This window comes from Pseudomonas pharyngis, from assembly GCF_021602345.1.
GTDB lineage: Bacteria > Pseudomonadota > Gammaproteobacteria > Pseudomonadales > Pseudomonadaceae > Aquipseudomonas > Aquipseudomonas pharyngis.
Map to the genome: position 1 here is coordinate 524,690 of NZ_BQID01000002.1, position 26,494 is coordinate 551,183.

General features: G+C 54.7%; 25 protein-coding genes and 1 pseudogene. 9 read left to right on the forward strand and 17 right to left on the reverse strand.

All coding sequences use genetic code 11. From position 1 onward, the window contains the following. Nucleotides 1-14 precede the first annotated feature (14 nt). From L6D74_RS05870 to L6D74_RS05890, 5 genes are all read right to left on the reverse strand, one after another. Nucleotides 15-1,325 (reverse strand): NAD(P)/FAD-dependent oxidoreductase, encoded by a 1,311-nt coding sequence (locus L6D74_RS05870; RefSeq protein ID WP_224790104.1) that lies wholly within the window; start codon nt 1,323-1,325, stop codon nt 15-17. A gap of 70 nt (nt 1,326-1,395) precedes the next feature. Then, a complete protein-coding gene (locus L6D74_RS05875) occupies nt 1,396-2,061 on the reverse strand; it encodes an amino acid ABC transporter permease (RefSeq protein WP_236184403.1) in 666 nt (221 codons plus the stop codon). A gap of 10 nt (nt 2,062-2,071) precedes the next feature. Then, a complete protein-coding gene (locus tag L6D74_RS05880; RefSeq protein WP_108538218.1) occupies nt 2,072-2,740 on the reverse strand; it encodes an amino acid ABC transporter permease in 669 nt (222 codons plus the stop codon). Further along, nucleotides 2,724-3,527: an amino acid ABC transporter ATP-binding protein gene (locus L6D74_RS05885; RefSeq protein ID WP_150750596.1), complete on the reverse strand. Its 804-nt coding sequence runs from the start codon at nt 3,525-3,527 to the stop codon at nt 2,724-2,726. The genes L6D74_RS05880 and L6D74_RS05885 overlap by 17 nt, the downstream gene beginning before the upstream one ends. 48 nt (nt 3,528-3,575) lie before the next feature. Next, entirely contained in the window at nt 3,576-4,397 is an 822-nt protein-coding gene (locus tag L6D74_RS05890) for a substrate-binding periplasmic protein (RefSeq protein ID WP_236184405.1), read from the reverse strand. 275 nt (nt 4,398-4,672) lie between these two features. Between L6D74_RS05890 and L6D74_RS05895 the strand changes: the two genes are divergently transcribed. Then, a complete protein-coding gene (locus L6D74_RS05895) occupies nt 4,673-5,176 on the forward strand; it encodes an Lrp/AsnC family transcriptional regulator (RefSeq protein WP_069787660.1) in 504 nt (167 codons plus the stop codon). Nucleotides 5,177-5,221: 45 nt separating this feature from the next. Here the strand turns inward: L6D74_RS05895 and L6D74_RS05900 are convergent, their stop codons facing one another. Beyond that, the gene (locus L6D74_RS05900) at nt 5,222-5,833 is read right to left on the reverse strand and encodes an acyl carrier protein phosphodiesterase (RefSeq protein WP_236184413.1); all 612 of its coding nucleotides are present in this window, start codon (nt 5,831-5,833) and stop codon (nt 5,222-5,224) included. A gap of 583 nt (nt 5,834-6,416) precedes the next feature. Between L6D74_RS05900 and L6D74_RS05905 the strand changes: the two genes are divergently transcribed. Then, nucleotides 6,417-6,620: an oxidoreductase gene (locus tag L6D74_RS05905; RefSeq protein WP_224796979.1), complete on the forward strand. Its 204-nt coding sequence runs from the start codon at nt 6,417-6,419 to the stop codon at nt 6,618-6,620. A 222-nt stretch (nt 6,621-6,842) separates the two neighbouring features. Here the strand turns inward: L6D74_RS05905 and L6D74_RS29955 are convergent, their stop codons facing one another. From L6D74_RS29955 to L6D74_RS05935, 6 genes are all read right to left on the reverse strand, one after another. Beyond that, complete coding sequence (locus L6D74_RS29955) at nt 6,843-7,130, reverse strand: cyd operon YbgE family protein (RefSeq protein ID WP_309295705.1); 288 nt, start codon at nt 7,128-7,130, stop codon at nt 6,843-6,845. Then, nucleotides 7,127-7,249 carry a cytochrome bd-I oxidase subunit CydX gene (gene cydX / locus L6D74_RS05915; protein ID WP_236184415.1) on the reverse strand — a complete coding sequence of 41 codons (123 nt, stop codon included), beginning with the start codon at nt 7,247-7,249 and terminating at the stop codon, nt 7,127-7,129. The genes L6D74_RS29955 and cydX overlap by 4 nt, the downstream gene beginning before the upstream one ends. 22 nt (nt 7,250-7,271) lie before the next feature. Continuing rightward, nucleotides 7,272-8,408, reverse strand: coding sequence for a cytochrome d ubiquinol oxidase subunit II (gene cydB / locus L6D74_RS05920; protein WP_236184417.1), 1,137 nt, complete (start codon nt 8,406-8,408; stop codon nt 7,272-7,274). Continuing rightward, on the reverse strand, nt 8,401-9,972 hold the full coding sequence (locus L6D74_RS05925; protein WP_236184419.1) for a cytochrome ubiquinol oxidase subunit I: 1,572 nt from the start codon (nt 9,970-9,972) through the stop codon (nt 8,401-8,403). Before L6D74_RS05925 ends, cydB begins: the two co-directional genes overlap by 8 nt. Then, nucleotides 9,969-10,145, reverse strand: coding sequence for a cytochrome oxidase putative small subunit CydP (gene cydP / locus L6D74_RS05930; protein WP_024076427.1), 177 nt, complete (start codon nt 10,143-10,145; stop codon nt 9,969-9,971). Before cydP ends, L6D74_RS05925 begins: the two co-directional genes overlap by 4 nt. A gap of 158 nt (nt 10,146-10,303) precedes the next feature. Continuing rightward, a complete protein-coding gene (locus L6D74_RS05935) occupies nt 10,304-11,629 on the reverse strand; it encodes a sigma-54 interaction domain-containing protein (protein WP_236184428.1) in 1,326 nt (441 codons plus the stop codon). Nucleotides 11,630-11,872: 243 nt separating this feature from the next. Here L6D74_RS05935 and L6D74_RS05940 point away from each other — a divergent pair, with 243 nt between their 5' ends. From L6D74_RS05940 to L6D74_RS05955, 4 genes are all read left to right on the forward strand, one after another. Continuing rightward, nucleotides 11,873-12,751 (forward strand): MBL fold metallo-hydrolase, encoded by an 879-nt coding sequence (locus L6D74_RS05940; protein ID WP_236184431.1) that lies wholly within the window; start codon nt 11,873-11,875, stop codon nt 12,749-12,751. Nucleotides 12,752-12,804: 53 nt separating this feature from the next. Next, on the forward strand, nt 12,805-14,475 hold the full coding sequence (locus L6D74_RS05945) for a bifunctional protein tyrosine phosphatase family protein/NAD(P)/FAD-dependent oxidoreductase (protein WP_236188165.1): 1,671 nt from the start codon (nt 12,805-12,807) through the stop codon (nt 14,473-14,475). A 28-nt stretch (nt 14,476-14,503) separates the two neighbouring features. Then, a complete protein-coding gene (locus tag L6D74_RS05950) occupies nt 14,504-15,304 on the forward strand; it encodes a sulfite exporter TauE/SafE family protein (protein ID WP_236178662.1) in 801 nt (266 codons plus the stop codon). A 352-nt stretch (nt 15,305-15,656) separates the two neighbouring features. Next, nucleotides 15,657-17,681 (forward strand): c-type cytochrome, encoded by a 2,025-nt coding sequence (locus L6D74_RS05955; RefSeq protein WP_236188167.1) that lies wholly within the window; start codon nt 15,657-15,659, stop codon nt 17,679-17,681. A gap of 351 nt (nt 17,682-18,032) precedes the next feature. On the opposite strand, the gene L6D74_RS05960 is transcribed toward L6D74_RS05955, so the two are convergent. The 4 genes from L6D74_RS05960 to L6D74_RS05975 all read right to left on the reverse strand — a co-directional run bounded on the left by L6D74_RS05960 (nt 18,033) and on the right by L6D74_RS05975 (nt 22,430). Further along, entirely contained in the window at nt 18,033-19,016 is a 984-nt protein-coding gene (locus L6D74_RS05960) for a c-type cytochrome (protein ID WP_236188169.1), read from the reverse strand. Continuing rightward, nucleotides 19,013-19,678: a c-type cytochrome gene (locus tag L6D74_RS05965; protein WP_236188171.1), complete on the reverse strand. Its 666-nt coding sequence runs from the start codon at nt 19,676-19,678 to the stop codon at nt 19,013-19,015. The genes L6D74_RS05960 and L6D74_RS05965 overlap by 4 nt, the downstream gene beginning before the upstream one ends. 589 nt (nt 19,679-20,267) lie before the next feature. Further along, nucleotides 20,268-20,840, reverse strand: coding sequence for a TetR/AcrR family transcriptional regulator (locus tag L6D74_RS05970; protein WP_236188173.1), 573 nt, complete (start codon nt 20,838-20,840; stop codon nt 20,268-20,270). A 108-nt stretch (nt 20,841-20,948) separates the two neighbouring features. Continuing rightward, a complete protein-coding gene (locus L6D74_RS05975) occupies nt 20,949-22,430 on the reverse strand; it encodes an amino acid permease (protein WP_236184450.1) in 1,482 nt (493 codons plus the stop codon). A gap of 371 nt (nt 22,431-22,801) precedes the next feature. On the opposite strand from L6D74_RS05975, the gene metC reads away from it, so the two are divergent. Continuing rightward, nucleotides 22,802-23,971 carry a cystathionine beta-lyase gene (gene metC, locus L6D74_RS05980; protein ID WP_236188175.1) on the forward strand — a complete coding sequence of 390 codons (1,170 nt, stop codon included), beginning with the start codon at nt 22,802-22,804 and terminating at the stop codon, nt 23,969-23,971. A gap of 15 nt (nt 23,972-23,986) precedes the next feature. On the opposite strand, the pseudogene L6D74_RS30080 reads toward metC, so the two are convergent. Continuing rightward, nucleotides 23,987-24,202 (reverse strand): annotated as a pseudogene (locus tag L6D74_RS30080) (hypothetical protein); the annotation flags it as partial. A 784-nt stretch (nt 24,203-24,986) separates the two neighbouring features. Here L6D74_RS30080 and L6D74_RS05985 point away from each other — a divergent pair. Next, complete coding sequence (locus tag L6D74_RS05985; protein ID WP_236188176.1) at nt 24,987-25,319, forward strand: carboxymuconolactone decarboxylase family protein; 333 nt, start codon at nt 24,987-24,989, stop codon at nt 25,317-25,319. Between the two features lie 42 nt (nt 25,320-25,361). After that, nucleotides 25,362-26,468, forward strand: a complete 1,107-nt coding sequence (locus L6D74_RS05990; protein ID WP_069787675.1) for an alkene reductase — start codon at nt 25,362-25,364, stop codon at nt 26,466-26,468. Nucleotides 26,469-26,494: the final 26 nt, after the last annotated feature.

A 26,494-nucleotide genomic window follows, 5' to 3' on the forward strand; every position in this document is an offset into this window, starting at 1 on the left:
TTTTTTCGTCTTGGCTACGTGAAAAGCAGCGTATTACGATAGAAACGAATTCCAGCGTCATATGCTTCTAATGCGATCTCACGCATTGGATATTTCGTAGACTTTCTTAGTGGCAACGGAGTGATTACATCATCGCCAAGTGCGATTTTAGCCAGCATTTTTCCGAAATAAGCATTTGGTGCAATGCCTCGTCCGTTACATCCGATGGTTGCAAAGATGCCCGGGCGCGGTTCAACGAGATGCGGCAATCTGTCGACCGTTTGGCCAAGCGTGCCTGACCACCGATAGCCCCATTTGAATGTAGGCGCGAAAGGGTAGACAAACTTCATTGCGCGATTTACCCAGTTATCCCCTTCCGAATGAATGGGAAGGAATCCAATAGATCCAACATGAAGACGCCCAACCGGGTCATATCTGAACCACAGCGGTATCTTATGGGTGTCCCACATGGCTATGTAGTGAGGCAAAATTCGCTCTCTCCACTCAGGAGGTAACGGATCTGCAGTGGCGATACCAAAAGCACCAAGAGGCATTATTTCCTCTTTGAAACCTGGTACCAGATCATTGCTGTATGCGTTGGTTGAGAGAATGACTTTGTCGGCTTTTATTGTCGTATTGCCGGTGGTAGCAACCCATCCGGTACCTGAAGGTTCCAGGGATGTCACTTTAGACCCGGTAGAAATTCTAAGACCTCTGGCGACTGCGGCTCGCGCTAACCCGCGCACGTAGGCAAGCGGTTGAAGCGTAAATCCGCGATGATCGATCAGTGCAGCTTTATATCGGGTCGATCCGTTCATCTCTTCGAGTTCAGAGCCATAGACCATCTGAACATTCGCGCCCAGGGCTTGCCAATCCGAAGCCTGGGTTTCGAGTTCTCGTGTTTTTTGAGGAGACGTTGAACAGCGGATGATAGGCCTTTCGTCAGCGGCACAATCAATATCGTAATCGCGTATCAACTGACGGACGACGTCTGGGGCGCTACCCAATTCCTTCAAGAAAAGCTGACCATAATCGGGGCCTAACGCGCGGAGGATTTGTTCGGGCGAGAGGAACTGGCCAGGATTCACTTGCCCCGCATTGCGACCGCTCGCACCAGAACCAATTTCTTGAGCCTCAACCAATATCGTCTTAGCACCGCGCTCCGCACAGTGGAGTCCTGCCGTCACACCGTTAAAGCCGCCACCGATGATCAACACATCGCACGACTCTTGCCGTGCAAGGATCACGCTTTCTGGCTTTGCCCCACCAGTCGCAGACCACATTGAATGGTCGATCTCAGATTCTTGTCCGCTAATGAAAGGTCTATCGCCATTAAACATAGTCATCCTACTTCGCTACGAGCGCTTAAATTATTAACTGTTGTCAATCGCTACAAAGTTTTTCTTTCTTGCTTAACTAAATAGCCATGGTATGCAGGATTTTCCGCTCCAAGGCAGTAACTGCCCGGGTAATAGGAAATGCAATAACAAAATAGATTACTGCCGCTGCTGTCAAAAGCTCCACCGGGTGCCCTGTTCGGTTCGATATGTTTTGACTAACGAACATCAAGTCAGCCATACCCACGGCGGAGACGAGTGCACTCTCCTTAAATAAGCTAGTGCAATTCGATAAAAGCGTGGGAGCCGCTCTGAGAAGCGCTTGCGGTAGAAGAACGTACAAAGTATGAACACGATAAGTCAGTCCGAGAGCAACCCCCGCATCATGTTGCTCTTTGCTAACAAAACTGAACGATGCGCGGAACGTCTCGCTCGTAATCGCCGCCATATACAACGTAAGCGCGATTATTCCGCAAGTCAGATTCGAGAGCTCCATACCCAAGACCAGAGGCAAGCAGAAAAACATCCAAAACAACTGAATGAGCACTGGAGTACCGCGAAACAGCGCTACATAGACAGTGCTGACCCCATAGATAATCTTATTTTTTGAGCTCCTTGCAATCGCAACCAAAAAACCTAAAGCACACCCCAACACAACGCAGATCGCCGTGAGCTTTAAAGTTAACAAAAGGCCAAAAAACAACGCAGCCTTGTAATCGAAGATTACTGAAAAATCTAGTTCCATGGCCGCGTCCTCATGAGTTTTCCGCTTTACGGCGTCGCTCTATGTATTCTACGAGCTGTGATATAGGGAACGATATTGCAAAATATATAAGAGCTATAACGGTAAACACCTCGATAGGTCGATAAGTGTCGGTGGCCAGTATTTTTCCCATATACATGAGATCTTGCAAAGCGACTATCGCAACCAGCGCAGTTTGTTGGAATGCGCCAATGCCGTTTGCAACCAAAACGGGTAGCGCCGAACGAAATGCTTGTGGGAGCACCACATACACAGTTCGTTGAAACGGAGAAAGCCCCAGAGCAACAGTTGCATCGTACTGATTGCTTTGAACTCCCTGGATGGCGGCCCTGTACGCTTCCGCGTTGAATGCAGCAAGGTTGAGTCCAATCGCCAAAATACCCATCGTCATTGCATCGATGTAAACATCGAAGATGATGGGTATGCAGTAGAAAAACCATACGATCTGGACAAGCGCAGGGGTACAGCGGAAAAACTCGATGAACAAGGTAAAAGGCCAACGGAGTATCGGATTTGGGCTCATAACCAATAGTGCAATGATGAAACCAAGAGTCAATCCGATGATATTCGCTGCGACAGTGAGTTCCAGGGTTACGACTAACCCTTTGAGCAGCGGCCAGAGACCGTTCGCGATGAAGAACAAATCAAATTGATAGTTCACGTCCGACTCCTACCGTCTCGCCAATATGAAAGACTCGCTGTATGAACTCTCTCGTTCGAGCTTCCTTCGGCCTACCGAGTACCTGCTCGGGAGGCCCATCTTCGACTACAACGCCGCCAGCGCAGAAAATCACACGTGAAGCGATGTTTTTGGCGAAGTGCATATCGTGAGTCACTATCACCATGGGCATGGATTGTTCAGCCAAATGCATGATGACTTGCTCGACTTCAGCCACCAGCTCGGGATCGAGAGCAGAAGTCACTTCATCAAACAACATTAGCTTTGGATCGAGCATCAAGGCTCTAGCGATGGCGACGCGTTGCTTCTGCCCACCGGAAAGATGGGCAGGATAAGCTTTTTCCTTTGCTTCCAACCCGAATCTCGTCAACAAACCGCGCGCTCGAAGTTCTGCCGACTGCTTCGACTCACCTCTTACCTTGATCGGTGCGAGTGTCAGGTTCTGAAGAATATTGAGGTGGGGGAACAACGTATAATGCTGAAAAACCATTCCAATGTTACGACGGATCTCCTTATCAATTACCGTTCTTCCATATTTGTCAGTCGTAATGTAGTTTTTGCCTTGAAACAGTAATTGGCCTTTATCAATATCTTCTAGACCCATCAACACTCGCAGCAATGTACTTTTCCCGCCACCACTCGGCCCAATCACGACAACCCGATCACCAGGGCACATGCTAATGTCCAAACCTTGCAGCACAGGTTTCACGCCGCCCGCATAGCTTTTGTGCAGCCCCTTCATTTCTACGAGATAATTTGAATTTGCCATTAGCTTCTACTCCAAGATCAGACAGCCTCTAACACCCACTAAGACCAATCACTTAGTCTCGTGTGCGATCGCTTTATTGATTAGCTCATCCATATGACCGGTCGCGACGGCGTCATTGATATAAAGGTCTAATACTTGAAGATCAGCGTATGAGGTATCGCGCCGTAGGCCGAACGAAACGCCTTTTTTGTCGATCGCCGGCACAGGCTTAAGAATGACTGCCCAGTCGGTGTGCGAAGCAGCGAATAAGTCATTAGCTGCTGACGTATCAAAAATCACATCAGCTCGTTTAGACATTACAGCCAAACGGATTTCGTCCGGGCCAGGTAACCGCATAATCGATGCGTTTTTGATGATGGCCGTAAGTGACTTATCTTGAGCAGTACCAGACGAGACAGCGATGGTCACGCCAGGCTGGTCAATATCAGCAAGGCTTTTCGGATGATTCGTCTTTGGGTTTTTCTGGTTGTAGATAAAGGTCGATTCGGTCGCTGATAAGTTTTTTGAGAATACGATAGAGAGCGCACGTTGCGGGGTAGCCGTAAGTGCAGGTGCCAAATCCCATTTTCTGGATTGCAAGCCAGCGATCATGTTGTCCCAACTGGTATCCACAAATACCGGCTTGACCTTCAGGATCTCAGCAAACTCTCTGCACGCATCGACGAAGAAACCTGAATACTCCCCGGTGGCCGGATCTTTCATGATGTACGGTGGAGCTTCTGCCGTGCCACAACGAATCGACCCAGATTTTTGGGCTGCTGCCCAAACGCCATCCCCCTCACCTTCGGCGTAAACGCCTGATGATCCGGAAACCACTCCTACTAGAACCAATGCCGGTAACAGACGCATGCCCATACGTTTGAAAATCATATCGGTATCTCCCAGTGATGCGCCGGCCATGCGCAGATTTGAGGGGATGGCCCTCTGAGCCTCTTGTTATTTTCAGCGCGCCCGCTTTGGGGCTAGAACGCACCTCTTTTTTTCTCCCTGATGAAGCACTCTGCTCGATCCGTTTAGCTGATGAAAAAAGACTACCATTTGACAATAGGTAAACTATTGCAAAATTTCCACACCCCAACCTCTTGACATAGAAGCAACTTCCAATGCTTTCTGTATCTGTGCAATATTTTTTCGAGGCTGTGTAAATGTCCAGTTCTTCAAAGCTGCCGGATCGCTCATCCCGCCTAGACCGTATTGATCGTCGAATACTGGCAGGTCTCCAGCGAGACTCTACTCAGCCAGTCACCGAGCTCGCGGAGCAAGTCGGGCTCTCCATGACTCCCTGCTGGCGCAGAATTCAGCGCCTGGAACAACAAGGTTTCATCAAGAAACGTGTCGCCATCCTTGACAGAACGACGCTGAACGCAAAAGTGACAGTGTTCATAATGATCAAAACAAGGGAACACTCCATTGAATGGATAGATCGCTTCCATAAAGCCACCCGTGACATGACCGAAATTGTCGACATTTATCGGATGAGCGGTGAGGTTGACTATTTAATTCGGGCTTTCCTGCCTGATATCCAAGCGTACGATGCACTCTATAAAAAGATCATTAGTCAGCTACCGGTTGCGAATATGACTTCCATGTTTGCAATGGAAGAAATCAAGTCGACAAGTGAAGTACCGCTTGATTTTATTCCAGATTAAATCGACTTCTGAGGCAGCTCGTTGTATCCAGACGAGCTGCCTGGTCTAAACGCTAACCATCGAAATTGGCGATTTTTTTCCTAATTCCGAACCGGGTTGGGCGTACTGCCACAGCAATGGATAGAACTCTAAGAAATCCGCACTTAGCGGCTCATACAGAGCTGTCAGCTCTTCGTATGCCCCACGCAAGCCGTCTGGTTGGGATAGGCGTAGGGAGATGACTTCCAGCCCATGGCCGATCATCGAAAAATCCCTATACGCTCCAAGCCAATCTTCCGTGATGATCAACGGCGCGATTTGAGCCAATCGTTCCGGCAACGCGGGCTCCCCCTCTAAAAGTCGATAGATTTTTTGAGAGAAAACGTCCAGGGGTAGATCGGCGTATCGCTCCCAATCTCGCGCTAAGCAGTGATCAAAAAACATGTCGAGCGCGATTCCTGCATAGCGACGTCTTGTTGCCGGGAATCGATCAAGCGCCCTTCTAACCAGTGGATGGGAATCCGTGAAGGCATCAATTCGACGATGCAGCCTGATTGCCTCCTCAGTCTGAGTAGAAAATTTTCCTAAAAGCGCACCCTTCACAAAATCTCCATAAAGACTCCCCAGCAGCTGTTGCGGCTCCTGTCCGCCTAAGTGGAGGTGTGCAAGGTAGTTCATATTGATTCCTAGTAGCTGAATGGAGGCTGGCCACACTATTGAAGGAGAGTTCCAAGCGTAAAAAAATACCCTTAGCAGGAACACTACCAGTCAATAGGTAGGTCATCAACACCAGATTTCCCCTCCCCCAACACCGTCGTGTGGCAGACGACGGTCAACCGCCGACGCGTTCAAAGCGACATGATAAAATCGAATATTTAATCCACCGTTAATAGTCAACCAATTAGGTGGCGGCATGTAACAATATTCAACCCCCTTGCCGGTGAGCATCCGGGCTGTTAATTCCACGTAGGATGCTATGCAAGACGGTAAGCAAACTCGTGAAGCCCTCAATGCTTGCTTGGCGCAGGTGAGTAGCCTGCCACCCCGAGACGTGAAGGGCATGGCATAGCTTTGGTTGCCCTACAAATCAGGCCCGGTTCAACCAAGTGTCCCATGTGGTGTGGAAAATGAGGATGGAATACCGGGCATCGCAGACTCTGTGAAATCTGCGCGGATGGTAATGGACGCAGGTTTTGGTGATATCGAAATCATGGCTGCCAATGACTTTCTGTTCGATTAGTTCCTAAGCAGCACGCCGAACATTCGAACGGACCAATACAGTGGCTCCGTTGAAAACCGTCAGCGCTTCCTGCTGGAGACTATTGATTCGGTTGCTGCTGAAATCGCTGGTTCCAAGACCGATGTAGGTTGCTCACCGTTTGGGCACCTGTATGACGCTTGCATATACGACGGTGAGAATAAATTTAGACGAGCACGGCAGCAGCACTCAATGAGCGGGAACTAGAGTTTATTCAACTGAACTGCCTCGCCGCGCAGACACTTCAGGGTTTCAGTGGTGCATTCCTTGAATCCTACAGGCGCACCACTCGCGTTTCAAATAACGTCTAAATCAGGTATTAAAGCCGCCGACGAGTTTGCAGATGTCTAACGTTCTACTGGACCAAAGAAAAATACTTGCACATTTCACTAGGTCGAGCACTCAAGAGGTCAATCGTGTTGTCAGTGCTCAATGTAGAAACTTGACCCAGCCAGCAACTGCAAGTGACGCAAAGCAAGTCCAGCCCGAGAACAGCCAGCGCCACGCGCGCGCGCGTGGCACAAACCCCACGCCCCGCACAAAGGCCACACTCATCGCCGTGAACAAGGCCATTGCCAGCCCATGATCAGCTTTGCCGTCCGGGGCGACCATCAGGGGCGGATAGAGCGTACACACGAGCATGATAGCTACTGCGATAAGCAAGCTTAGCGGGTGAAGGCGTGAGGGTGCCGGGGCGTCGGCGACACGCGGCATCATGGCTGCGGCTCCTCACGGTCGCTCAGGGCGCGACCGGCTTCGTTCTCGCCCCACATCGCATTCAATATGGCCAGCAGCAAGGCAAAACCGACTCCCAGCATCCAGGCGAAATACCACATAGTCTTTACTCCTCTGATGGCGTTAGTAGGCCGAATGTTCGTTGGCTTCGATCTGTGCCACGGTGACCTTGCCGCGCATGACGCGATAGGCCCACGAGGTATAAATCACGATCAGCGGCATGAAGATCAACGTAGCCCAGAACATGATGGACAGGCTGAGATGACTGGACACGCTGTCCCACACGGTCAGGCTGGCCGCAGGCACGGTCGACGACGGCATGACGAAGGGGAACATCGACACGCCGGCCGTGCTGATCACCCCGATCACCGCGAGTGACGAGGCGACAAACGCGGCCAGTGTGCGGCGCATCATCATCAACAATGCGGCACCGACTGCGCCACCCAAGCCCAGCGCGGGCAGCAGCCACAACACAGGATAATGGCCATAGTTGGTCATCCAGGCCCCCGCTTCGCGTACCACGGTCTTGTTGAGAATGTCCGGCAGCCCGGCGGTATCCACTACCGAGGTAATGCGATAGCCGTCGATCGATTGCAACCACACACCGGCAATGACGAATGTAAACAGCAGCACCAGCGCCGCGCCAACCCCGCCCTTGATGGCACGGGCCTGGATCACGCCTTCAGTGCGGTGCGCCAGATAGGTACCGCCTTGCAGGGTGATCATTGCACTGCTCACCACGCCGGTCAGCAGCGCGAAGGGGTTCAGCAGTTGCCAGAAACTCCCGGTGTAAGTCGATACCAGCATGTTATTGAAGTGGAACGGTACGCCTTGCAACAGGTTGCCGAACGCGATGCCAAACACCAGCGGCGGCACGGCCCCGCCGACAAACAGCCCCCAGTCCCAGGTGCTGCGCCATTTGGCGTTGTGAATCTTGCTGCGATAGTCAAACCCCACCGGGCGGAAGAACAGCGCCCATAGGACCAGAATCATCGCCCAGTAAAACCCGCTGAACGCGGTGGCATACACCACCGGCCACGCCGCGAACAGTGCGCCACCCGCCGTGATGAACCACACCTGGTTGCCGTCCCAGTGCGGCCCGACGGTGTTGATTGCGACGCGGCGTTCCAGGTCCGTGCGGCCCACAAAGGGCAGCAAGGTGCCGACCCCCATGTCGTGGCCGTCCATGATGGCGAAGCCGATCAGCAGTACGCCGACCAGTGCCCACCAGATAAGTTTCAGGGTGAAGTAATCAAGCATGTTGGAGGTCCTTCAGGTTGGCATCGTAAGCGTAACGACCGGTTCCGAGGCTGCCGGGCCCTTGGCGGGCAAACTTGACCATCAGGAACATTTCAACCACCAGCAGCACGGTGTAAAACGCCACGAAGCCTGCCAGCGAGCCATAGAGGTTATTGATGCTGAGGGTCGATACGCTCATGTGGGTGGGCAGCACGCCGTAGATGGTCCAGGGCTGACGGCCATATTCAGCGACGAACCAGCCCAGCTCGCAGGCCAACCAGGGTGCAGGCAGCATGCAGAGCGCCCAACGCAGCAACCAGCGGCGGCGTGTGCAGACCGACTTCAAGGTGCTCCAGAAGGCCAGCCCGAACAGCAACAGCATGGCGAAACCCAGCGCGACCATGAGCCGGAACGCCCAGAACATCGGGGTCACGTGCGGTACGGTATCGTTCATCGCCTTGTCGATGATGGCCGGCGTGGCCTGGTTCACATCCTCAACGTACTTTTTAAGCAGTAGGCCAAAGCCGAGGTCCGCTTTGTACTCTTCAAAGGTATCGAACGCCGCCTTATCGGTACGATCGGCCCGCAGGGCTTCAAGCGCATTGACGGCGGTAATGCCACGCAAAATGCGCACGCGGTTTTTCGCTTTGATGTCATGAATGCCCGGGATCTGCTTGCTGACCGAGCGCGTGCCGATCAAGCCCATCACCCACGGCACGTCGACTTCCCAGTTGTTCCGGGATTCGGCTTCATTGATGCTGGCCAGCAAGGTCAGCCCCGCCGGCGCCGGCTTGGTTTCCCACATCGCCTCCATGGCCGCGAGCTTGGTTTGCTGCGCCTCGCCCACCGTGTAACCGGACTCATCCCCCAGCACGATGACGCTCAACACCGAGGCCAGGCCGAAGGCGGCCGCTACCCGAAAACTGCGCTTGGCGAACTCGACATCTCGATTCTTGAGCAAGTACCAACTGGAGATTGACAACACGAACATCGAACCGGTGACATAACCGGCCGACACCGTGTGCACAAACTTGGCCTGTGCGACCGGGTTGAACACCACCGCCCAGAAATCCACCATCTCCATGCGCATGGTGATGTAGCTGAATTCCGAGCCCACCGGGTTCTGCATCCAGCCATTGGCGATCAGAATCCACAGCGCCGACAGGTTGGTACCGATGGCCATCAGCAGCGTGACCAGCAAGTGGTGCTCTTTCTTCAGGCGATCCCAGCCAAAAAAGAACAGCCCGATCATGGTCGATTCGAGAAAAAACGCCATCAACCCCTCAATCGCCAGCGGGGCGCCGAAGATGTCGCCCACGTAGTGCGAGTAGTACGCCCAGTTAGTGCCGAACTGAAATTCCAAGGTGATGCCGGTGGTCACCCCCAAGGCGAAGTTGATGCCGAATAACTTGCCCCAAAAGTGCGTCATATCTTTCCAGATGACATTCCCGGTCATCACATAGACGCTCTCCATGATGACCAGCAGCCACACCATGCCCACCGTCAGCGGTACGAAAAGAAAGTGGTATAGCGCAGTAGCTGCGAACTGCAGCCGTGACAAATCCACCAGTTGTTCTGAGATCACTTGCTTGCCCCTTGAGTCGAGGTGGGTACACCGAATCGGTTGCCGACAGTGTTCGGGTCGACAGTGACGTGCGAATCCCGGACGAACAGCCACCACAGCACGCTCAGCAGCACGAGCTTGATCAGCACCGCGGTGAGCAGATGGCGCAGCAGTCGTTTGTCGGAAATGGTCATGCCAGGCAATTAGCACAGGGCATGCCATGGCCTGAGTCTGTATTTATATCGTTACAAAACAGACGGTTACGATGTTATCGGGTTGAATTCAGCGTGAATTGGCAGGCCAGCACGCTGCCAATCTGCCAGGTTGGCAGTCATTGGCAGTCGTAGACTGCCTAGGCCAGGCCCTGTTCTTTCAGGCGTCGGTACAAGGTCCTGTCGCTGATCCCCAGGTGCTTGGCCAACTCGCTGCGGGTGCCTTTGAATGTCGCCAACACCTGCGCCAGCGTGTTGCTGTCTAACGGCGTCGAAGCCACAGCCTGAGGCGGCAGCGCCGCGCATGCCTGGGGTAAATGGACGGCACGGATGACGCCGTCGTCAGCGAACAGACTGGCTCTTTCCAGAGCATTGCGTAACTCACGGATATTGCCAGGCCAGGGGTATTGCTGGAGCCTTGCCAAGGCTTCAGGGTCGAGGGTCAGGCGGCGCTTGCCGGCACCGCCACGCTGTAGAAAGGAATTGGCCAGCAAGCCGATGTCTTCGACCCGGTTACGCAAGGGTGGCAAGTGAATCGGGAAGGCGCTGATGCGATAGTACAGGTCCTGCCTGAACTCGCCTGTTTCCATCATCTTTTCCAGCGGTTTGTGGGTGGCGGCAATCAATCTGAAATTGGCGTGACAGGTCTCGACACTGCCGACCCGGCGATAAGTCGAGGATTCGATCAGGCGCAACAGTTTCACCTGCATGGCCAACGGCACATCGCCAATTTCATCCAGGAATAATGTGCCGCCCTGGGCGGTTTCGACCAAGCCGGGCTTGCGCGTGATGGCGCCGGTAAAGGCGCCTTTTTCATGGCCGAACAACTCGCTCTCGAACAGCGTTTCGGTCAAGCCCGAGCAATCCACCACGACAAACGGCCCGGCGGCCCGCTCGCTGGTTTCATGGACGGCGCGCGCGAACAGCTCTTTACCGGTGCCCGATTCCCCCAGCAGCAGCACCGGCAGCATGGAGGGCGCCACCCGTTGCAACTCCGACAGGGCGAGGTTGAAAGCCGCTGAACAGCCGACCAACCCTTCGTCGCTGGGGCGCGCCGAGGCGCTGCGTACCAGTGTCAGGCGCTCCACATAGGCGGTAATCACCCCGTGCTCGTCGAGGATCGGGCGCAATTCCACGTCGACATGCTCCGGCCCCCGAGGCGTGTGGTGGATGTGCAAGACACGATCCGGCCCACGCATTTCCTGGGCTTTTTTCATCGGGCAATTCTCACCCGCCTGATCACAAGGGACGTCGTAATGGTGGGAGATCTGATAGCACTTATGCCCGATGAAGGGCTTGTCAGCGCTGCCGAACTGACGCTGATAGGCCGTGTTGGCCGCCAGGATGTTGTAGTCCGGATCAAGCACGATCATGGGGTTCGGTTCGTGTTCCAAAAACGAAACAAGCGACTGCACTTGATCCGGAGGGGGGACGGCGTTGGTGGGGGTCGGCTGAAAAGTCTTCATCATGGCTCCTGGAATCCATTCTTCTATCCTGTTGTGGCACTGCCACCTCTGTCAACAGGCACTGCCAATGGCAGAAAAATCCACCCGATAGAGGCCCTAACACGCCCATACAACAACAAAAAAACAAATAAAATCAATTAGATATTAGAAAATTTAGTGAGTGCCATCGCCTGGCAAACTTATTGCAATGTCAGTCCTTAGTCTAAGTGGCTCGGTAAAAAAGCCCCCTCAAGGAGACCGTTCATGCGCGTCAAACTTCACGTCGAAGGCTTCTTCGACTCTGCCACCAACACCGTCAGCTATCTGGTACTGGATGAAGCCAGCCGCCACTGCGCGATCATCGACAGCGTTTTGAATTACGACCCCAAATCAGGCCACACCGCCACCACGTCCGCCGACCGCCTGATAGCCCGGGTGAACGAGCTGAATGCGCAGGTCGAGTGGATTCTGGAGACCCACGTCCACGCCGACCACCTGACCGCCGCGCCCTACCTGAAAGAGAAAGTCGGCGGAAAAATAGGCATCGGCAGTCAGATTTCGACGGTGCAGAAGGTCTTCGGCACGCTGTTCAATACCGGTAGCGATATGCCCCGCGACGGCAGTCAGTTCGATCACCTGTTCGTCAGCGACGAGTCGTTCAGCATCGGCACGCTGCACTGCACCGCACTGCACACACCCGGCCATACGCCAGCCTGTATGACTTATGTGATCCGCAACGGCGGCGAAACGGCAGCCTTCGTCGGCGACACCTTGTTCATGCCCGACTACGGCACTGCCCGCTGTGACTTCCCCGGCGGAGACGCACGCACGCTGTTCCAGTCAATCAACAAAGTGTTGAGTCTGCCGGCAGAGACATTGCTTTATATGTGCCACGACTACCAACCGGGGGGCCGTGAAGTGCAATTCGTCAGCACCGTTGCCGACCAGCGCGACCACAACGTGCATGTGCGCAATGGCATCAGTGAAGAGGCGTTCGTGGCGATGCGTACCAAGCGGGATGCATCGATGGACATGCCGACACTGATCCTGCCCTCGGTCCAGGTCAACATGCGAGCCGGGCATTTGCCCGAACCTGAATCGAATGGGACCCGCTATCTGAAAATCCCGCTCAACGTCGCCTGACGCTCACCCACCCAAAAAAACTTATAAGAAAAATAGCCATAACGGAGACACTAATGGATATCCGCCGCCTTGCACCTGCTTTATCAGTATCAGAACAGATTTTCCCCAGCCAATTGGCTGAACTGAAAGCCGCCGGCTTTCGTGCCATCATTTGTAACCGCCCCGATGGCGAAGGCAGCGACCAACCGTTGTTTGCCGAAATCAAACGCGCCGCCGACGCAGTCGGCATCGAGGCGCACTACCTTCCCGCCGAATCGGGCAAAGTCACCGACGAGCAAGGGGCTGCCTTCGGCAAGCTGTTGGAAACGCTGCCCAAGCCGGTGTTGGCCTATTGCCGCTCCGGTATGCGCTCGACAACGATGTGGGCGCTGTCACAAGCGGGTCAACACGACCTGCCGCACATCGTCGAGAGCGCCAAAAAAGCCGGGTTCGATATGAAGGGCGTGATTCGGCGGATTGCGAACCAGGGTCGCACGCCGGTCGAAGTGGCTGAGGCGCAGCACACCGTAGTCATCATTGGCGCCGGCGCGGCGGGTATCGCCACCGCCTCCAGCCTGCTGGCCCGCGCGCCGGGGCTCGACATTGCGATCGTCGACCCGGCCGATGTGCATTACTACCAGCCTGGCTGGACGCTGGTGGGCGGCGGTGTGTTCGACGCGCGTCAAACGGCTCACACGATGGGCACCACCCTGCCCCGCGGCGTGCATTGGATCAAGGCAGCGGTGGCGGCTTTCGAGCCCGAGCGAAATGCGGTCATTCTGGATGGCTGCCGGGTCGTCAAATACGAGCAACTGATCGTGTGCCCCGGCCTGAAGCTCGATTGGCATGCCGTCGAAGGTTTGTCGGAGACCCTGGGCCGCAACGGCGTGACCTCCAACTACCTGTATCACCTGGCACCTTATACCTGGGAAAGGGTGCAGCAACTGCGAGGTGGTCGGGCGATTTTCACGCAGCCGCCGATGCCGATCAAATGTGCCGGGGCGCCGCAAAAAGCCATGTACCTATCGGCCGATCATTGGAAACGCAGCGGCGTACTGGATGCCATCGAGATCGAGTTCTACAGCGCCGGTGCGGTGCTGTTCGGGGTTCCGGACTATGTGCCGGCGCTGATGGAATACGTCACTGCTTACGGTATCGACCTGAATTTCGGCAACACCCTCACCCGCGTCGACGGCCCGGCACGGACGGCCACGTTCAGCGGGGTGAATCTGGATGGCAGCCCCCGTGTGGTGACCCGTGAGTTTGATTTACTGCATGTGGTACCGCCGCAGGTCGCGCCGGATTTCATTCGAGTCAGCCCGTTGGCTGACGCGGCCGGCTGGATTGATGTCGACCCCGCCACGCTGCGACATAAAACCTGGGCAAACATTCATGCGCTGGGCGACGCGGCCAATTCGAGCAACGCCAAGACCGCTGCCGCCGCCCGCAAACAGGCGCCGGTGGTGGCCCATAACGTGTTGGCGGCCATGGGTAAGGCGAACGGTTGCGCGCAGTACGACGGTTACGGCTCCTGCCCGCTGACGGTGGAACGCGGCAAGATCGTCCTGGCGGAGTTCACCTATGGCGGCAAGGTCGCCCCCAGCTTCCCGTCATGGCTGATCGACGGCACCCGCCCGTCCCGGCTGGCCTGGCTGCTCAAAGAGCGGATTCTTCCACCGCTGTATTGGAAGGGCATGCTCAAGGGCCGCGAATGGCTGGCGAAACCCGAGTTGACCGACCAATGAAATCAGGGCTGAACGCAAGGAGACTGAAATGATCATCGTCTTACTGCTCGGATTGACAGTGGGCGTGATTCTGGCTCTGACCGGCGCCGGCGGTGGAATACTCGCGGTGCCGTTGCTGGTGTTCGGGGCGGGCTTGAGCATGGCCGAGGCCGGGCCCATTGGCCTGCTGGCCGTCGGCCTGGCCGCGACCCTGGGCGCGGTGATGGGCCTGAAAAACGGCACCGTCCGCTACAAGGCAGCGCTGTTAATTGCCGCCGCCGGGATCATCTGTTCGCCCCTGGGCCTTTGGTTGGCGCAGCGCACGCCGAATCGTCCGCTGACGATCCTGTTTGCCTGCGTGCTGATGTATGTGGCGTTCCGGGTATTCAAACGGTCGTTGCCGCCGTCCGCGGCGTCAAAGGCCGCTGTCGCGAGCAAGCCGCCGCCCTGCGTATTGGACGCCCAACGAGGCAAGCTGAACTGGACGGCGCCGTGCGCCTGGGCGCTCACGGTGTCGGGCGTGGTTGCGGGCGGGCTTTCGGGCTTGCTCGGCGTGGGCGGCGGCTTTGTGATGGTGCCGGCGCTGCAGCGATACACCAATTTGACCGCGCAGTCGGTGCTGGCAACGTCCCTGGCGGTGATTGCACTGGTGTCGATGTCCGGCGTTGCCGCAAGCTCGGCGGCCGGCCATCTGCAGTGGGCGATTGCCCTGCCGTTCTCCCTGGGCGCATTGGTTGGAATGATGTGCGGGCGCCTGATCGCGGCCAGGCTAGCAGGTCCACACCTACAAAAAGGGTTCGCCGCTGTTTCGATGGCGGTTTCGGTGGCCTTGCTGGTGAAGGCTATTTAGTGATGTACATGAGCCATCCACTTCCAGGCCTGCCTAAGCCTCGCCTATAGCCCGTGACTTGCCCCCAGCTTTGTTCGGCTGAGCGAACGGGTGTAGTGAGTGTCACCGGCGGGCACTGCGTCGACCGCTTTTTTCAAATCGCGTTGTCAGTGGCGAAGTCCGAGTCACTTAATAAAATCCCTTGATGTAAGTGGCTGACGCTGACCCACATCAAGGGACGCCCGCAAAAAATTTGCTAAAACGATGCTGGGGCTGACCACGCCCCGGTTGTCTGCCTGATGACTCAATAAAAACGATTGCAGACCTGCGCCGAGGGGACCGCCCCAGGCCGGGTTATTAAAGGAATAGTGCGATGATTTTTCCCCTGTTACGTCTGTGCCTTGTGGGGGTGACGCTGTGTCTGTCTCTTCCCCTGCACGCCAACGAAGCTCCCCCCTCGCTGATCGAACAGGGTAAGTACGTTGCCCAACTGGGCGACTGCATCGCCTGCCACACCGCCAAACAAGGCGCGCCAATGGCCGGCGGGCTGGAGCTGAGCACGCTGATGGGCACGATTTATTCGAGCAACATCACCCCGGACCGCGACACTGGCATCGGCCAGTACACATTCGAGCAGTTCGACCGGTTGATGCGTGAAGGCGTGACGCCTGCCGGGCAGAACGTGTACCCGGCGATGCCCTATCCGTCATACGCGAAGATGAGCGAAGGCGATATGCGCGCCTTGTTCGCCTACCTGATGCAGGGCGTGGAGGCAGTGAAAAAACCGAACATGGAAGCGCAGATGGGCTTTCCGTTCAACCAGCGCTGGGGCCTGGCGTTGTGGAATTTCGCGTTTCTCGACAAGCAGCCGTTCGTGCCTGATGCGGCGAAGGATGAAGTGCTTAACCGTGGCGCTTACCTGGTCCAGGGCCTTGGCCACTGCGGCTCTTGCCACACCCCGCGCGGCATCGCCTTCCAGGAAAAAGCCATGAGCGATGCGGACCGCAGCGGCCAGCATTACCTGGCCGGCGAGACCGTCGAACACTGGCGCGCGTTGAGCCTGCGCAACTTGTGGACGGTGGAGGACACCGTGCAACTGCTCAAAACCGGGCAGAACCGCTTTGCCACAGTCTCGGGCAACATGGCCGATGTGATTCACCACAGCACTCAGCACTTCACTGACACTGACTTGACGGCCATCGCGACCTATTTGAAATCCCTGCCGCCAGGTAAGGATGACCTGCCGATGCCTGCCGTGGCGCACGAGCCCGCAGCACCGCCCAAGGAACTGTTCAACAGCCGTGGCGGCCTGGGTTACATGCAGTTTTGCAGTGACTGCCACCGTAGCGATGGCGGCGGGGTGAAAGGCCTGTTTCCACAGTTGGCCGGTAACCCGAGTGTCGCCTCGAACGACCCGGCTTCACTGCTGCACATCACCCTCACCGGGTGGAAAACGGCTGAGACGGCAACCCATCCACGGGTCTACACCATGCCCGGGTTTGCTCGCCTGGCAGATCAGGAAATCGCCGAAATCCTCAGTTTCGTGCGCAGCAGTTGGAACAATGAAGGCACGCCCATCAGCGCAGCCCAAGTGAAGAAAATGCGCGACCAGCTCAACCCGATCACCACTGATTCTTCAGCCTTCGAAACCCCACGTTTGGCTGAGTTACTGACAGCCCCCAACGCCGAACAAGTTGTACGCGGCATGCGCCTGCATCTGCAGACCAAGGAGCTGCTGCCCAATAACGTCGGCAACTCGCTCAATTGCACCAGTTGCCATCTCAACGCGGGCACTGTGGCGGACGGTTCGCCGTTTGTTGGCGTCTCGACGTTTTTCCCAGGTTATGCGCCACGTGCGGGCAAAGTGGTGACCCTGGAAGAACGGATCAACGGCTGCTTTCGCCGCTCCATGAATGGCAAGCCGCTGCCACCACAATCGACAGATATGCAGGCGATGGTGGCGTACTTCGACTGGATGAAAAACAACGCTAAGCTGGAATATAGAGTGGCAGGGCGCGGGGTGGGCAAGATCGACACGACGATCAAGCCTAATCTGGACAACGGCAAGCTGGTTTATGCCAAGCAATGTGCGGTGTGCCATGGCGACAATGGCCAAGGTCTGACGCGAGCGGATGGCGAACGGGTGTATCCGCCGTTGTGGGGCGAACAGTCGTTCAATATTGGGGCGGGGATGGCGCGCACATACACGGCTGCGGCGTTTGTTAAACGCAACATGCCGATCGGGTTCCACGAGAAATTCCCATTGGGGCAGGGTGGGTTGTCGGACCAAGAGGCTGTGGATGTGGCGGCGTACTTCTCCCAGCAGCCAAGGCCGGATTTCGCAGACAAACTGAAGGATTGGCCGAAGGGTGGTAAGCCGGTGGATGCGCGGTATTAACCGCAGCCGCCCAAAGCGGGCGATGTAAATAAGAGAGCGGCGGTCTTGGTAACTTTATATAAACTCCATTAAGGCCGCCAGACAACTCCCACAGGGTCACACCGCGCCATGGCTCACAACGGATTAAGTAGCAGAATGAGGCTACTTGATCTCACCCTGGTTTTTAAAGATGAGTAAACTTGCATGATGCAGGAAAAGTTCATCGCGACTCTATTTTGGCTAGGGATGGCCTAAAGTAGACGGATATTTTCCGGCTACTTCAGCCCATTCCAAGCACCCATCTGCGGTATGCAATTGAAGCTGCTGACGGCTACATTGCACATTTGCTTACACACGGCGCCGCGGCTAGCGCTAATCCGGTTGGTTGATACCTTGTCCCAGCATCACACCATTAACGGTCTCTCCGTATAAGTTTACGCCGTCGCCTTCGTGATACTTTTTTCGGGTCTTTTCAATGGAACCATCGACCAGACGAGGATCCTGAGGTCGCTCATGGCTATTGATGTATGCAGCCACATGCCAAGCTTCATCATCCGTCAGAGAACCGCCCTTACCCAGGGGCATATTTTGCTTGATAAAACCGGCGGCAGTATTGATGCGGTGCATCCCCGCCCCCCAGTTGTAAGATTCCCATCCCCAAAGCGGCGGAAATACGAATGCTCCCAAGGACTTTTGGCCCTGCCCCTCCACTCCATGGCAAATGGAACATTGTTCAACATATATTTGTTTCCCTTTAGCCAGATCAAAACCTTTTTCAGGTGCGGGGATAACAGGATAGAGGCGCCCTGGAAGGTTCTCGCCCACAGGTGCCTTGGTCGAGAGCCAATAGGCATAGGTGCCGAGCGCTTTCATTACATGACTATCACTGGAGGGAGCCTTGCCGTTCATGCTGAATTCGAAGCAACCCTGCATCCGTTCGGTAAACGTATTCACTTTGTTATTCTTTTTTCGATAGGCGGGGTACATGCCATAAGCTCCCCACAGAGGGGCAGAATCCGCCTTACGACCTTGATCGAGGTGACAATTACTGCAGTTAAGACCATTGCCAACATACTCAGGAGCATTTTTTTGAGTATTGACAAAAATATCACGGCCCTCCTTTACCAGCACCCCGAAGGCATTGTCTGGCAGGTCCATTTCTTGCGGTGGGGTAAATACAGAAGGCGAAACCGTATCAACCGCCATGATGGCGTGGCTTTGAGCATTCGCATCACGTTGAGATCCGACCGGACCCTTGATTGTCGGAGCCATGTCGCGTTCTTCGTACAACGTTTTCGCAACCAGAAGTGGCACAGCTATGGCAATAGTGAGCAGTATTTTCGCTGGAAACTTCATTGCTTAACCTCACCGCTCAACCTGGGCAAATAGACTGACAAATCTTGAACTTCGGTATCGCTCAACGAACGTGCGATATGGCTCATTAGTTCATTTGGGTCATTCTTTCGCGTTCCACTGCGCCAAGCATTTAACTGCGCCGCGATGTAGGCACTGGACTGGCCAACAAGCGGGGGAAAGCTTTCTCCCACGCCAGTGTTACTCACCCCGTGACAAGCCACACACGCAGGAATATTGCGACTCCAGTCTCCTTGCTTCACCAGTTTTTCAGCGACACTGCCCAGACTACCTGTGGAATTCAACCCGACACTCGGAGCATCGACAACTAATGCATTTAAGTAGCGAGCAACAGCCTCACCTTCAGTATTTTTAAGCGCCAATGCGATGGGTTGCATCACGGCACTGGCCCTTTTTCCAGAGCGAAAATCTTCAAGTTGCTTGGCCAAATAACCCTGCGGCAAGCCCGCAAGACGGGGAAATCCTGCGCTGCTGTTGCCCATCCCATTGGTAGAATGGCAGGTAGCGCAAGCCACTGCTGCAGGTGACTCGCCTCCTTGAGTGTAGATTTTCTGACCTAGGGACTCGGCGTTTGCTCCGGTCGCCAGCACAACAACGCAGGCACTAATGCTGGTCTTGAGACAGAATCTTGTTGAAAGACTCACGATTTTTTGACTCCTTTTTTTATTGGCTCATTCACAGTGCGATCCAACTATTTATGCCCTAGGTTTATGCCCTAGGTGAAGGAGCTAGATAGCGACATACCGCGCTGTAATGATTTTTATGAATATACTTATGCCAAAAAAAATATTGTCAATTTGTTCCCTCACAACTTTGAGGGCCGAGCCCCTCCTCCCATCCCCTTACTTGGAAGCGTCGCTCGCCCCCCGTCAGACCTGAAATCGTACGAGGAACTTCAGTGTGCATATCGGCAACATACGCTTCCCACTATTGCAGCGGCTTATATCAGTGATCGCTTGTGACTACCCGTAATTCCATCGAGACAAGTGCGCGCAGAGTCGAGCCCGAATCTTCCACTCGCTCAGACGGGCAATCGCCAAAGCGAGTGCTCGCGATTCTGGATCGTCTTCACTGCGGTCCGCTCCAACGAGCCAAAGCTGCGGGTCCGGAACCTGCTCAACGAAAGCGACAGCCGCAAGCCCGTTGAACACCTAGACGCGGTGCTTACTCATCAACTCGTTGCCCTGCGATGCAACTGGGCGGCTACATCGCGGGAATGCTTAACGATGGCCTTCAGGTCCGGCCTGGCACGACACTACTATTCAAAATCAAATTAAACCCAACCAGATCCGTCACCTTCTCACTGAGCGCCCATGCAACAAAACTACCGCCTTCCAGCACGCTCAATAGCGCCCTTGCCAGCGCCTCGGGATCTAGTTCTGCTTTGATGACGTTTAACGACTGCCCGAGCGCCAAATTATTTTTTAACCAAGCAAGGTGCACTTCAAAAAATTGTCGGGTCAATTGTTTAAGGGCCTCCGGTAATACCGACAGCTCAGCGGCAAGTGCGCCACACAGCGGTAATGCGCCACTGTTGGAGCTGTCAATGAAAAACTCAGAAAAATTTTTCAAGCGCGCCAGCACATCAGCGCTGTCTTCGTTAATTAATGTCAGCTTTTTTTTAAACCTAAAAAGATAACTCTCGATGACCGCGGCCCCCAAATGTTCTTTAGTTGGAAAATGATGATGAATACTGGCTTTTTTAATACCAATTTCATCGGCTAAATCGGCATAGCTGAATGCTGCATAGCCTTTTGTTCGTAACAATAACTCGGCAGTAACTAAAAGATCAGTTCGTGTGCTCATGGCGCTTACCTATATTTATTAGTGCGATAATACTCACTGCGCCGGCGCACTGGTTCAACTCATCACGATAAGAGGCCACCACGACTTCGGCCTCTTATCGTTCATTTCTTATACGCCTGCTTGATTAGGATGAGCATTGATATCTAATGATTCGTTTGTTCTGGAGCGGACCACCTTCCACCATCCCAACGACAGCGCGATCGCCACCAAGGGAATAGACAAGACAGTATAAGTCCCGTTTGGATAATCGAGTCCCAACAGCACCAACACCACACCGAGGAAAATAAGCGTCAGCCATGACGTAAATGGCGCGCCAGGCATTTTAAAAGACACCATTTCTACCTCCCCTCTTTTAACTGCTCGACGGTAGTTTATTTGTGACAAAACAATAAACGCCCACGTCGACAATATCCCCAGCGACACCAAGTTCAATAACAACTCGAAGAGTTGAGCAGGCATGAGAAAGTTCAACCCCACTCCAATGACGTTAATGACCATGGTGACCAGAATCCCCATATAAGGAACGCCCTGGGTGCTCATGCGTTTGAACATTTTCGGCGCAGACCCGCCCATGGCCAATGATCGCAACACCCGCCCTGTTGCATACAAACCAGAGTTTAGGCTTGAGAGCGCGGCAGTCATCACGACAATGTTCATGACGGAACCGATGCCAGGAATGCCGAGCGCCTCGAAAAAGGTGACAAAGGGGCTGACGTTAGCGCTGTAGGCAGTCCACGGTAAAACGGTCACCAGCAAAAATACCGAGCCCACGTAAAACAGGCCGATACGCCAGATCACGCCATTGATCGCCTTAGGAATTACGCGCCGTGCATCAGCCGTCTCACCTGCAGCGGTACCCACCAGTTCGATGCTCGCATACGCAAATATCACGCCTTGCACGATGATAATTGCCGGCAATAGCCCATGGGGGAATATCCCGCCATTCTCGGTAATCAAGTGCAAGCCTGGGATAGTGCCTCCCACCGCATGGCCGGTGGCAAAGAAAAACGAACCTATAACCAGGAAGACACTGATCGCCGCAACCTTTATGACCGCAAACCAGAATTCCATTTCGCCGAACCATTTCACTCCGACCATATTCATCACGGTCACCACACCCAGGGCACTCAATGCAAACACCCACTGTGGAACGTCAGAAAATATACTCCAGTACTTCATGTAAATAGCGATGGCGGTTATATCAACGACGCCCGTTAATGCCCACACCAGAAAATACATCCATCCCGCCACGAAAGAAGCGCCTTCTCCCATGAACTCTCGCGTGTATGAGACAAAACTGCCACAACTCGGGCGGTGCATTACCAACTCGCCCAAGGCTCGCAAGATGAAGAACGCAAAGATGCCACAGACCAAATAAACAACGGCCAGCGACGGACCAGCAATTTGTAGCCTGGCCCCTGCGCCCAAGAACAAACCGGTGCCAATAGCACCGCCCAATGCCATCATCTGTACATGGCGTTTTTTCAAATTTTTTGAGTAGCCACTTTCGTGGGCGTCGAGCCAATCTGCCCGGTTCGCGGGCCTGCCTTTGAAACCACGGTCTTTTGGAAAGGTATTATTTTTTTTCATAATCCACCCGAGCGATTAATGTGCTTTTTTTATTTATCGAAACGCCTACTTTTTGTGTACCTTAAAAAGTTCAGATAAAACGTTCCTCATCATCACTTTGTCAGGCGCCATGCCTCTCCCGCACGCCTCTTGTATAACTCCGACTCTCGCCTGGCCAAACAACCACTAGAAACGCCGGACAACAAAAAAACTACCATCCACATGATAGCCATGCAATAAATATTTAACACGCTCGAGCATGTTATTGTTTTTTATGGCGAAAAAATGAATTGCCAACCAAATGGTAGACAGTTAAATATCGTGTGAATTACTCTGATATCGTCGCCTTAGCCGCGACCAGCCCCCCACCAGGACAAACATTGGACGGTCGTATGAAGCCTTATAAAAACGTACAAACGCTGCTCGCCCACGCATCAATCGAGCCCGACCAGCATCATGGTTTCGTGAACACGCCGGTTTATCGAGGTTCGACCGTCGTATTTCCTACCTGCGAGGACATGCGTGAAGGCCGTCAGAAATATATCTACGGCCGATGGAACAACCCCTCGACGCAGGCGCTGACCCAGGCCCTGACCCAACTTGAAGGTGCGCAAGGCACTGTGCTTTGCCCTTCAGGTCTCAACGCATGTACGACAGCCATATTGTCTGTGGTCGGTACGGGGGATCACCTGCTGGTTGCCGACAATGTGTATTCGCCGATAAGGGCTTTTGCCGATGACGTGGGGCGGCGCCTTGGCATCGAAGTATCGTTCTACGACCCGACGATCGGCTCCGACATCGCGGCGCTCATCAAACCTAACACCAAGGCCATTTACCTCGAGTCGCCTGGTTCCTTGACCCTGGAAATACAGGACATCCCCGCCATCGCCAAGGTCGCCCATGCACATGACGTATTGGTGATCGCAGACAACACCTGGGGTACCCCGCTCTACCATCCTGCGCTGGAACTGGGTGTGGATCTTTCGATCATGGCCGCCACAAAGTACATCGTCGGCCACTCTGACGCGGTGCTGGGAACGGTCTCGGCCTCAGAGAGAGCCTGGGACCGCCTGAAAAAATACCACTTCAATATGGGCTTGTTCGTCAGCCCTGACGACGTGTCACTGGCGCTTCGCGGCATGCGAACCCTGGATGTAAGACTTGAACGACATTACAAAAACGCGATGATCGTGGCCCGCTGGCTGGAAAGCCATGACGACGTTACGGCGGTTTACTACCCGGCCCTCGAATCCCACCCTCAGCATGAACTATGGAAAAGAGATTTCAAGGGCGCCTCCGGTCTGTTGTCTTTTCTGACCAAGCCCGCGACCCAAGCAGCGGCCGATGCACTGCTGGACAACTTGTCGCTGTTTTCAATCGGTTACTCGTGGGGCGGCTATGAAAGCCTGGCGATGCTTACAGACCCTAAAGCAGTCAGAAGCGCGACAACCTGGGAGCATGATGGCCATCTTGTGCGACTGCACATTGGCCTGGAAAACCCGGAAGACCTTATCGCCGACCTGGAACAAGGCTTTGAGCGCTTCAACAAGTTAAACAGCTGACAGGCTGCTGGTTTTTCATACACTTCTTTGGCTGCGCCTGACCAGCGCAGGCAAGGTTGCGAACAGCACGTCATACGGCACCGGAATCAGCCCGAACATCACCAGCGGACCCAACGAAAGCCCGCCCATGAGGGTGATCGCCATCCCCGCCCGCGAACAGCATCAACGGCACAGGCCGATGATGCAGGTAAACTTGGCCAAGACGATAGGCCGCAGCCTCATCACTGCGGCCTTCAGCATAGGGCTCCAGACCTGCACTGCGCGAGGCTGAACATGCGATCAAATCCAAATGGATGAGGAGTGGCCGGCTGGTTGGTTGGTTGGATGAACACCGGCCCTCTGCGCCTGGCAAGTTCGCGCGGCCCCACAAATCCACGACCAAAACAGTCGACCATAGAAGCGATCGGCGGCTGATCAATGGGCAGATTTGCAGTCGCGGCCGTTGAAGTCAGAGCACTTGCTCATAGCACTCAACTTTCGACCGAAGAAACCACAGCGATGACAAGGCGATCCAAAGCAAGTCGATCCTCACTGTGAGTGCGATGCAACTGAGTACCGACATGGCGACAAACTCGATTGCGGTGGCGCAGGCCTGCCAGAAAGGTGTACCGCAATCGGGTCAGCATCACCGATGCTTTCGACCCAAAGTGCAGCGGGAGCCAGCCAGGCGGCCAGCGCTTGCAGCGAGCTATCGAGCCTGGCGATAAACGTGAACAAACTGGTAGGCGGTTTCAAGGTTTAAACGTGCAGTGATGCCAGCGGCCGCTCAAAAAACTGCGGGTTAAAACAAATCAATAACCTGCCGAAAACGCTCTCGACGGCTCAGGGCAAACGGTTAACGCTTCGGTCATGTCACTGCCCTACACTGTCTTTCAGCGCGTTTTCAGCACCTTCGATTATACGGATAGCAAATATCTTCAGAATAAACGTTGCAAGCCTACCAACTGGATGGTAGCTTGTTACCACGTTCCAAGAAGCCCGCCATCCACCACCCTACTTTTTTTGTGAGAATCCTATGAAAGACTGGACCCAAACCCGCAAAGACATCAACGCTCGCTTGGTAGAACTCAACGCTCTGTCTCCAGAAACCATGAAAGGCATGGCTGCACTCGGTGCCGCCGGTAGCAAGACCAACCACCTGGACGCCAAGACCCGCGAGCTGATCTCTCTGGCCGTGGCCGTGACCACTCGTTGCGACGGTTGTATCGCTTTTCACGCTGCCGAAGCCAAGAAGCTTGGCGTTACCAGTGAAGAAGTGGCCGAAGCCTTGAGCGTGGCAATCAACATGAATGCCGGCGCCGCACTCGTCTACAGCACTCACGTGCTGGACGCGTTCGATAAGTCGTAAGTAAACGCTGACTTTCAACCTTTAACACTGTCGAGATCAATCATGACTAAGCTGTTCACCCCTTACGATCTGTCCGGTACCGCGCTGAAAAACCGCGTGGTCATGGCGCCGATGACCCGTACCCGTACCCTGAACAACATCGCGAACGCGTTCACCGCGCAGTACTACGCACAACGCGCGTCCGCTGGCTTGCTCATCACAGAAGGCCTGCCGATTTCCGACGAGGCTCGCGGCTACCTGTACACCCCCGGGATTTATACCGAGGAACACCTGGCAGGCTGGCGCCCGGTAACTGACGCAGTGCATGCCAAGGGCGGGAAAATTTTCGCGCAACTGTGGCACGTTGGCCGTATGTCGCACATTTCGGTACATGGCATCGTTCCGGTTTCTTCGGGTACTCAGCCGGCGGTCGATACCACCGTGTACGCCTGGTCCACACCGGACCAAACCGGCCCGGTACAACCCAGCGTGCCGCGTGCGTTGGAAACCAACGAAGTGAAACGTGTCATCGCTGACTTTGTGAAGTCCGCACGTATCGCGATGGATGCCGGTTTCGACGGGATCGAAATCATGGCAGCTAATGGCTTTCTGTTCGATCAGTTCCTCAGCAGCGCTTTGAACACCCGTACCGACCAGTACGGCGGTTCAATTGCCAATCGCCAGCGTTTCCTGTTGGAAACCATTGACGCGATCGCTGCCGAAATTGGCGGCTCGAAAATTGGCGTACGTTTCTCCCCGTTTGGTCGCTTGTACGACTTCGGCGTCTACGAAGGCGAAGAAGAAACCTGGATGAGCATGGCGGCCGCGCTGAATGAACGCGAACTAGCGTTCGTTCACCTGAACTACCAGCCGACCATCGTCGCCGCGCAAACGCCACCGGGTTTCGGTGCCGCATTCCGTGAAGCGTATAAAGGTACCTTAATGGCCGCCGGCGGCTTTACCCAAACGCTCGCCGAGTCTGAATTGGCCAAGGGTGAGCTCGACCTGATCGCCTTCGGCACCGCCTACATTGCTAACCCGGATCTGGTAGAGCGGATGCAAAACGGCTGGCCATTGGCTGAACCTGATCGCGCGACGTTCTACGCTGTCGGCGATCAAGTAGCCAAAGGCTACACGGACTACCCTGAGTATGCCGCAGCCAACGCTTGATGGCTCATTGCATCACTTTTTTTCAC